Origin of the sequence: Mycobacterium sp. (assembly GCF_052145595.1) — a bacterium.
Classification (GTDB): domain Bacteria; phylum Actinomycetota; class Actinomycetes; order Mycobacteriales; family Mycobacteriaceae; genus Mycobacterium.
Genome location: NZ_JBKQOI010000184.1, coordinates 1 through 7,933, shown reverse-complemented (window position 1 = coordinate 7,933; position 7,933 = coordinate 1). Strand labels below are relative to the sequence as shown.

Here is a 7,933-nt window from a genome sequence, read left to right as displayed (position 1 = left end):
GGCGGTACACGCGGATGGCGAACCACAACGGGCTGATGAGGTTCATCTGGACGGCGAAGGCGTGAAACAACACGGTGCGCTCGAAGTCGTCGTCGGAGCGCGGCGCGCCTTGGATGCGCGACACCAGCGCGGGAATGTTCTCGGCGTGCGGCGCGGGGACCGTCCCACCCGCGTTGTTGACCAGGATGTCGACTCGGCCGTAGCGCCCGACCACCGCGGTGACCATAGCGTCGATCGCGCGGTAATCCCCTTGATCACAAACCAGTTGGTCGGAACGCTCGGCCCACCCCGGCTCGCAATCCACGCCGGGGATGGCGTCCAGCGGTGACCGCGAGCACCCGACGACCGTGGCGCCCGCCCCCAGCAGTTCATGGGCGATGCCCACGCCGACACCTCTGCTCGTCCCGGTGACGATCGCGACTTTGTCGTCCAGCACACCCATGGTCAATGTCCCTTGCCGTTCGGTCGCGGCGCGCGAAAAGCCTGTGACGAAAAAATTACATGTGTAATCATTACAGGACAATAGCGAGAGGAGTCGCAACGATGCGGCAGGAACCCTTGGATCACCCGGAGCAGTCATACAAAGTCGTGGTGTGGGCGACCGGACGCGTCGGACGGTTGGCCATCCGCGCGGTGGCCGACCGCCCGAACCTTGAACTGGTGGGCGTCTGGGTGCACTCGGAATCCAAGGAGGGTAGGGACGCCGGCACGATTGCCGGCATCGACCCGTTGGGCGTGGCCGCGACCCGCGACGACGCAGCCATTCTGGCCGGCGACGCGGACTGCATCATCTATACCGGGCCGGCAACCAGCCGCCCGCGCGAGGCGATCACCGACTTCTGCCGCATTCTGGAGTCGGGCAAGAACATCGTCACCACGTCCGTTCCGGGCCTGGTCTACCCACGAGGTTCTATCAAGCAGTCGACCGTGCAGCGCATCGTCGACTCGGCGATAAAGGGTGGCAGCTCGATCTATTCATCGGGCATCGAACCGGGGTTCGGTTGCGATCTGCTGGCCGTCGCGATGGCGTCGATGTCGAATCGGATCTACTCCATCCGAGGCTTGGAGATCACCGATTACTCGCGTGACAACACCGTCTACGAAATGCGGGAGCTGTTCGGTTTCGGTCAGCCGATGGACTATCAAGGTGGAATCATGATGCCCGGCGTGATCAAGTACGGCTGGGGCGCGGCGGTCACGATGGTCGCCGAAGCACTCGGCGTACAACTGGACGAGATTCGCGAAACGTGCGAGTTCGCACCGTCACCGCGGCGGCTGGAGACCCTGTCCGGCGTGATCGAACCCGATACCGTCGCAGCGGTGTGGTTCCGCTGCATCGGCGTGGTCGACGGCCAAGAAGTGATCACGATCGAGCACGTCGACCGGATGGCAGAAGACGTAGCACCGGACTGGCCGAAGAGCCGCGCTGGCGGCATCGACGGCGTGTGGCGCGTGATGATCGAAGGCGAGCCCAGCTTCGATGCCGAATTCGAAACCGGCTTCAACTCCGATGAGGACTCCACCGACCACGGCCTGCTGGCGACCGGTATGCGTGCTATCAACGCCGTCCCGTGGGTCTGTCACGCGGCCCCAGGCCTGGTCGATGCACTACACATCCCGCTAACGCCAGCGATCGGTTCGCTCCGCCCGCGCCGAGACGGAATCACCACGATCGAAGGTCATCACGACGCTCGGATCGGAGCATAGGAGCCGCCAAGCGCGGCTAGATCTTCCGACTGGTCGATGATCACTCTTGACGCAGTCAAGACCCGACAACGAAACCGCAGGTAACGAGCAGGACTGAATCGGAACGAAACGGAACGAAACTGCAGGTGAACCAGCATTTCGCCTGGTAGAGGCAGGGGTTCGAATCCCCTTAGCTCCACCCTTAGCTCCACCGCGCAGCGATGGGTTCTTCGATGAATTTCTCTGCAAAAGCGTCAGGCACGACTGCGCAACGGATCCTGGATGCTGCGCGGCAGAGCGACGCCGAGAGTTGCCGGGAGATCGACACCAGCTAGCGAAGGATTCCTCGAGCCGCTCGAGAGCGGGCAGTCACCCGTGCCGCATCGCCGCGCGCCGGCAATAAAGGCACGGCGCTGTTGATGTCATCAACACCCTTCGCGTATCCGCAGGTCTTTTCGCGTCAGTTCGCGTCGTTTCGCGTTCTTAAATCTGGTGTTTTCGCAGGTCAAGCAGATTTATGCGCCGAGTTCGATTCCCGGCAGCTCCACAGCAGGGGCGCAGTTGAGCGGCCCCTTTGTGGGCCGTCGCGTCTGACAGCAAGATCTCGCTCGGCATCTGACTTGGGCTAACGAAAGTGCGCGAGCTTCGACCGTGGCGTCATCTGACATCTATCGTTCTGGGCAGACCCCATCGTTGTCTCGGTTCACAAATGGCCCGCAGGAGTTGGCAGTGCTTCTTGAAGAGTGGCATCGCCTGATCCCGGACTACGAGTTGGTGGAGCTTCCAAACGAACTTGCCGCCGGCGGCATCGTTGGCCTTGACTCCTTACCGCTGCGGTGGAAGGTGTGGCGCGGCACTCGCGCCCGTTCGTGCGGGTTCAGACCGTTGATCCTCGCGCGGCGCTGGTCGAGGTTCTTGCTGCGTGCCTGCTCGAGCGCGTGAACCTCAGGCCGCATTTGCGACTGGGGGATCTGGTGCAGTCCCAACTTCCAATCTTCCGATAAGAATCGGAACAGAACCTGGGGTAATTGCCTGGACTAGTTAATGGACGTAGGCCTTCAGCCCAGTGAGGAGCGCGGTGAGACCCACTTTGGCGTCGCTGAACAGCATGGCGGTTTTGGGATCGGCGTAGAGCTCGTTGTCGATTCCGGCGTAGCCGTGGCCGAGGGAGCGCTTGATGACGATGATGCTCTTGGCCTGGTCGACGTCGAGGATGGGCATCCCGGACACCGCGTTGCCGGGCCTGCGGGCGGCGGGGTTGGTGACGTCATTGGCCCCGACGACCAGGACGACGTCGGTGCGGGCGAATTCGGGGTTGATCTCCTCGAGGTCTTTCATCTGTTGGTAGGGGGCGTTGGCCTCGGCGAGCAGGACGTTCATCTGCCCGGGCATCCGCCCGGCGACCGGGTGGATGCCGTAGCTGACCTCTACCCCGTGCTCGGTGAGGGCCGCGGCGAGTTCGACGACTTCGTGTTGCGCTTGCGCTGCGGCAAGGCCGTAGCCGGGCACGATCACAACTTTTCCGGCGTAGGCAAGTTGGAGGGCGGCATCATCGACGGCGATCTCGCGCACTGTGCCCGTTACCGCAGTCGGCTGGCCACTAGTGTTGTCGTCGCCGGTGCCGAAACCGCCGGCGATGATGTTGAGCAACGATCGGTTCATCGCGTCGGCCATCAGCTTGGTGAGGATGCCACCAGCGGCGCCGACTAGGGCTCCGGCGATGATCAGCGGGGTGCTGTTGATGACGAAGCCAGCCATGGCGACGGCGACGCCTGTGCAGGCGTTCAACAGTGAGATGACGACAGGCATGTCCGCGCCGCCGATGGGCAGGGTGGCCAGGACCCCCAAGCCAAGGGCAGCAGCGGTGAGCGCGCAGAGGATCGGTAGACCGCCATATCCGGCGGTGTAGGTGACGCCGCTGGCGAGTGCCACGACTAGGAGGATCAGGTTCAGCGCCCGGCGGCCGGGAAAGGTCAATGGCTTCCCCGCAATGATGCCGGCGAGCTTACCGCCGGCGATCAGTGAACCGGAGAAGGTGATGCCGCCGATGAGCAAGTCCAGAAATGTGGTGAGGGTGGCACTGACGGGCAGGTGACTGAGGTGCAGGGATCCGGCGTGTTTGATCGCGTCACCGAATGCGATCAGCGCGGCTGCACCGCCGCCGACCGCGTTGAACAGGCTGACGAGTTGCGGCATCGCGGTCATCTTCACCCGACGGGCGGTGAGCAGCCCGGCCAGACCGCCGCCCAGCAGCCCCACAGTCAGCACGATTGTGGCCAGGGCCGTGATCACGTGGTCGTGGGTGAGGACCGCGATCGTGCTCACGACAGCAATGGCCATACCGGCCGCGGAGAGCAGGTTTCCGTGTCGCGCCGTGGCCGGTGAGGTCATCAGGTGCAGACCGAGCACGAAGCTGGCCGCAGCGAGCAGATACACGATGTGGATCAGGGTGTCGAAGGCACTCATGACGTACCCGGGCTCTGCTGTAATGCTGCGCGCACCGCAACCGGGCGAGGGCGGAACATCTGCAGCATGCGGTCGGTGACGACGTAGGCGCCGACCACGTTCATCGCCGCGAACGCCGCCGCCACGATCAGCAGGACATAGCCGAGCGGGGTGTTGACCGTCGCGGCGAGCACCATCACCCCGACCACGACGACACCGTGGATCGCGTTCGACCCGGACATCAGCGGGGTGTGCAGGGTAGCGGGGACCTTGCTGATCACCTCGACCCCGACGAGCAGGCTCAGCACGAAGATCGTGATGTCGGCGAATAGCAGGGGAGTCATCGGTCTGGTCCTTCCAGTAGGGCGCGGACCGCGGGGTGGACGATGTCGCCGTCGTGGGTGATGAGCACACCGGCGGTGATGGTGTCGTCGGGGTCCAGCACGAGGCTGCCGTCACGCACGAGGTGGGCCAGTAGCGCAACGATGTTGCGGGCGTAGGCGGTCGAGGCGGCCTTCGGGACGCCGGACGGCAGGTTGCCGGCACCGATCACGGTGACGCCGTTGTCGGTGATGGTGGTGGTCTGCGGCACTGAGCCTTCGACGTTGCCGCCCAACTCGCTTGCGGCGAGGTCGATTACCACTGAGCCGGGTTGCATTGCGGCCAGCCCACTCGCCGAGACGAGTGACGGTGGTCGCCTGCCGGGTACCTGCGCGGTGGTGATGACGATATCGAACCCGCCGATCGTGGCGTTCAATGCGGACTGTTGGCCGTCACGCTCGTCGTCGGTCAGTGCGCGGGCGTAACCACCGTCTGCTGCGGCGGATACGGCCGTACTGAGCTCGAGGAAATGCGCACCGGTGGACAACACATCGGAGCGGGCTGCGTCGCGGACGTCGTAGCCGGTCACGACCGCGCCGAGTCGGCGGGCGGTGCTGATCGCCTGTAACCCGGCGACGCCGGCGCCGATCACCAGGACCCGTGCCGGGCGCGTCGTGCCGGCGGCGGTCATGAACATCGGCAGGTAGCCGCCATAGCTGTCGGCCGCGAGCAGGGCGGCTTTGTAGCCGGCGACGTTGGCCTGTGAACTGAGCACGTCCATCGACTGGGCGGCGCTCACGGTTCGGGGCAGACCGTCCAGGCTGATCGCGGTGACCTTAGCCTCAGCCAGACTGCGGGCCAGATGCGGATCGATGAGGGGCGCCAACAGCCCGATGAGGACCTGACCCGGGCGCAGCAGGCTGACGTCCGCCTCAGCGGGCGGGTGTACGCAGACGACGATGTCGGCCTGCTCGTACAGTTCGTGCCTGGTAACCAGGCGGGCGCCGGATTCGGTGTAGTCGGCGTCCGGGAACCACGCCGCGGCGCCCGCACCGGCCTCGATGATCACCTGCTGCCCAGCGGTCTGCAGCCGGGCCGCGCCGTCGGGACTCAGCGCGACCCGCCGCTCCCCGGGCGCCGTCTCGGCCACCGTGCCTACCGTTAGTCCGCTCATATCGTCAGCTTCTTCCGATCCGGGGAAGCGGCTGGGGCGAGGGGATATTCCGGCGAAGGTGCCTGACGCGGCCCTGGTTCGGGGATGGGCAGGTCACGGATCTGCAGGGGGCATGGAAGTCAGTGACAACGGCGGCCTTCATGGCGTGCTCCGATCGTTAGTCGTGGACAACGGGGGGAACTGCCTGAGAGACAGCGGGTTTCAGAACAGGCCGAGTTGTTTGGCGCTGTAGCTGACCAGCAGATTTTTCTTCTGGCTGTGGTCGAGCATCATGAGACGGTTCTCGCGGCCGATGCCGGAGACCCTTGTAGGCGCGGGTCTCGTCACGCGTCCACAGCCCCGCGCCCAGTCCGATACCTGCGGGCCGATCTGCGTATCGGCGTCCAGCGGGTCACACTGCCGGATCGCGCTGATCCGTTCGGGTGTGGCGTATTTCATGACGTTTCTTGTTCTGCCCTGGCATTAGATGGGGCGCATCACCGATGGCCACGAGGTACCCGCCGCCTAGGGCCGATGGCTATTGCTCGCAACTTTCACTCAACGCCTGCAGCGGCGCCGCGGTAAGGGTCGAAAGACCTTGACCGGGCGGTGAGTCGGGCCGGCCGACCAGCGCCGTGCGCGGTGGGCACCTCGCGGGTCCGGGGCTCGATCAAGTGTAGAAGGCATCGAGGATTTGCTTGTTCTGTTCGGCCATTACGGAGCGCTTCACCTTCAGTGACGGTGTCAGCTCGCCGAGCTCGATGGACAGATCGTGGTCGAGCAGCACCCACTTTTTGATGGTTTCCCATCGGTTGAGTCCGCCGTTGAGCTTGGCCATGTACTCATCGATCATCTCCCCCACCGCTGGCGCGTTGACCAGCTCCTTGTAGGTCGCGCCGTCGAGTCCGTTCTCGGCTGCCCACCCCGACATCAGGTCGGCATCCAGGGCGATCAACGCCACACAGAAATTGCGGGCCTCCCCGAACACCATGAACTGGCTCACATAGGGACACAACGCCATGAACTTCGCCTCGATCGCCGGCGGGGCGATGTATTTGCCGCCGGAGGTCTTGAACATCTCCTTGATCCGGCCGGTGACGGTGAGGAACCCGTCGGCATCGATTGTGCCCAGGTCGCCGGTGCGCAGCCAGCCGTCGTCGGTGAACGTCTCCGCCGTTTTGTCGGGCAGGTTGTGGTAGCCGTCCATCACACAGGCGCCGCGGATCTGGATTTCCCCGTCTTCCTCGTGGATGCGTATCGACGTGCCGTTCATGGGCAGGCCCACGGTGCCCAACTTGTACTGATCGGGCCGGTTGACGCACGCCCCGGCCGCGGTCTCGGTCAGGCCGTAGCCTTCCAGGATCAGCAGGCCCGCGGCGTGGAACCACTCGGCGATGTCGCGGTTCAACGGTGCCGCGCCGGAGATGAAAAACCGGATGCGCCCGCCGAACACTTCACGCACCTTGCTGAACACCAGGCGGTCGAACAGCCCGTACAGCAGCGACATCGGCAGTGGCACGGCGCGGCCGGCGCGCTGTCGGCGGTCCACCCCCAGCCCCACGGTGAATGCCGCCGCGAACAGCCGGGCCCGCAGGCCCCCCTGGGCTTGCTGGGTGGTGACGATGCGGGCGTGCGCCTTTTCGAAGATGCGGGGTGCGGCGCCCATGACCGTCGGTTTGACCACCGCCATGTTGTCGACGATCTTGTCGACGCGCCCGTCGATCGCGGTGACGAACCCACACGCCAGCTGGGCGGTGATCAGGACCTTGCCGAACGCATGGGCCATCGGCAACCACAACAACTGCAGATCGTCCTCGCACATCAGGTTCATGGCGACGATCGCCGTCCCCTCATAGGCCCAGGCGGAATGCGGCAACCGCACACCCTTGGGCGGTCCGGTGGTTCCTGAGGTGTAGATCAACGTCGCCAACTGCTGCGGGGTGATCGCGTCCGTTCGGGTCCGCACACCCGACGGATGCTCGAACAGATACTTCTGCCCCAACTCGACCAGGCCCGCCAGGGTGATCACCCAGTCGCCGTCGCCGGGGCCGTCGAACAGCACCACCTTGGTGAGGCTGGGCAGCTCGGCGCGGCGTTCGGTCAGCTTCGCCAGCTGCCCGGTGTCCTCGGCGAACACGACTCGGCATTCCGAGTCGGCCAGGATGTAGGCGATGCCGCCGGCGTTGGTGGTGGGATACACGGTGGTGGTGGCGGCCCCGGCACACATGATCGCCAGATCGGCCAGGATCCACTCGTATCGCGTGCTCGACGCGATACCGACTCGCTGCTCGGGTTCGATGCCCAGCGCCAGCAGGCCGGCCGCCAGCG

General features: G+C 65.0%; 8 protein-coding genes. 2 read left to right on the top strand and 6 right to left on the bottom strand.

Annotated features, from left to right (window positions below; translation table 11 throughout):
- Positions 1-442, bottom strand: a 442-nt coding sequence (locus ACLP4W_RS17055; RefSeq protein ID WP_442387886.1) for an SDR family NAD(P)-dependent oxidoreductase, incomplete at its 3' end; no start/stop codon positions are given.
- Between the two features lie 101 nt (positions 443-543).
- Here ACLP4W_RS17055 and ACLP4W_RS17050 point away from each other — a divergent pair.
- Positions 544-1,707, top strand: a complete 1,164-nt coding sequence (locus tag ACLP4W_RS17050; RefSeq protein WP_442387884.1) for an NAD(P)H-dependent amine dehydrogenase family protein — start codon at positions 544-546, stop codon at positions 1,705-1,707.
- Positions 1,708-2,415: 708 nt separating this feature from the next.
- A complete protein-coding gene (locus ACLP4W_RS17045) occupies positions 2,416-2,628 on the top strand; it encodes a hypothetical protein (RefSeq protein WP_442387882.1) in 213 nt (70 codons plus the stop codon).
- A gap of 99 nt (positions 2,629-2,727) precedes the next feature.
- Here ACLP4W_RS17045 and ACLP4W_RS17040 read toward each other — a convergent pair whose 3' ends face one another.
- From ACLP4W_RS17040 to ACLP4W_RS17020, 5 genes are all read right to left on the bottom strand, one after another.
- Entirely contained in the window at positions 2,728-4,152 is a 1,425-nt protein-coding gene (locus ACLP4W_RS17040; protein ID WP_442387880.1) for an NAD(P)(+) transhydrogenase (Re/Si-specific) subunit beta, read from the bottom strand.
- Positions 4,149-4,475 (bottom strand): NAD(P) transhydrogenase subunit alpha, encoded by a 327-nt coding sequence (locus tag ACLP4W_RS17035; protein WP_442387878.1) that lies wholly within the window; start codon positions 4,473-4,475, stop codon positions 4,149-4,151. Before ACLP4W_RS17035 ends, ACLP4W_RS17040 begins: the two co-directional genes overlap by 4 nt.
- The gene (locus tag ACLP4W_RS17030) at positions 4,472-5,626 is read right to left on the bottom strand and encodes an NAD(P) transhydrogenase subunit alpha (RefSeq protein ID WP_442387876.1); all 1,155 of its coding nucleotides are present in this window, start codon (positions 5,624-5,626) and stop codon (positions 4,472-4,474) included. The genes ACLP4W_RS17035 and ACLP4W_RS17030 overlap by 4 nt, the downstream gene beginning before the upstream one ends.
- A gap of 201 nt (positions 5,627-5,827) precedes the next feature.
- A complete protein-coding gene (locus ACLP4W_RS17025; RefSeq protein ID WP_442387888.1) occupies positions 5,828-6,064 on the bottom strand; it encodes a hypothetical protein in 237 nt (78 codons plus the stop codon).
- 211 nt (positions 6,065-6,275) lie between these two features.
- Positions 6,276-7,933: AMP-dependent synthetase/ligase (locus ACLP4W_RS17020; RefSeq protein WP_442387874.1), on the bottom strand; the 1,658-nt coding region annotated here is incomplete at its 5' end.

What these genes read in the sequence shown, in the direction of transcription:
- ACLP4W_RS17050 (WP_442387884.1), top strand. Translation starts at nt 544, where the DNA reads ATGCGGCAGGAACCCTTGGATCACCCGGAGCAGTCATACAAAGTCGTG.
- ACLP4W_RS17040 (WP_442387880.1), bottom strand. Translation starts at nt 4,152, where the DNA reads ATGAGTGCCTTCGACACCCTGATCCACATCGTGTATCTGCTCGCTGCG.
- ACLP4W_RS17035 (WP_442387878.1), bottom strand. Translation starts at nt 4,475, where the DNA reads ATGACTCCCCTGCTATTCGCCGACATCACGATCTTCGTGCTGAGCCTG.
- ACLP4W_RS17030 (WP_442387876.1), bottom strand. Translation starts at nt 5,626, where the DNA reads ATGAGCGGACTAACGGTAGGCACGGTGGCCGAGACGGCGCCCGGGGAG.
- ACLP4W_RS17025 (WP_442387888.1), bottom strand. Translation starts at nt 6,064, where the DNA reads ATGAAATACGCCACACCCGAACGGATCAGCGCGATCCGGCAGTGTGAC.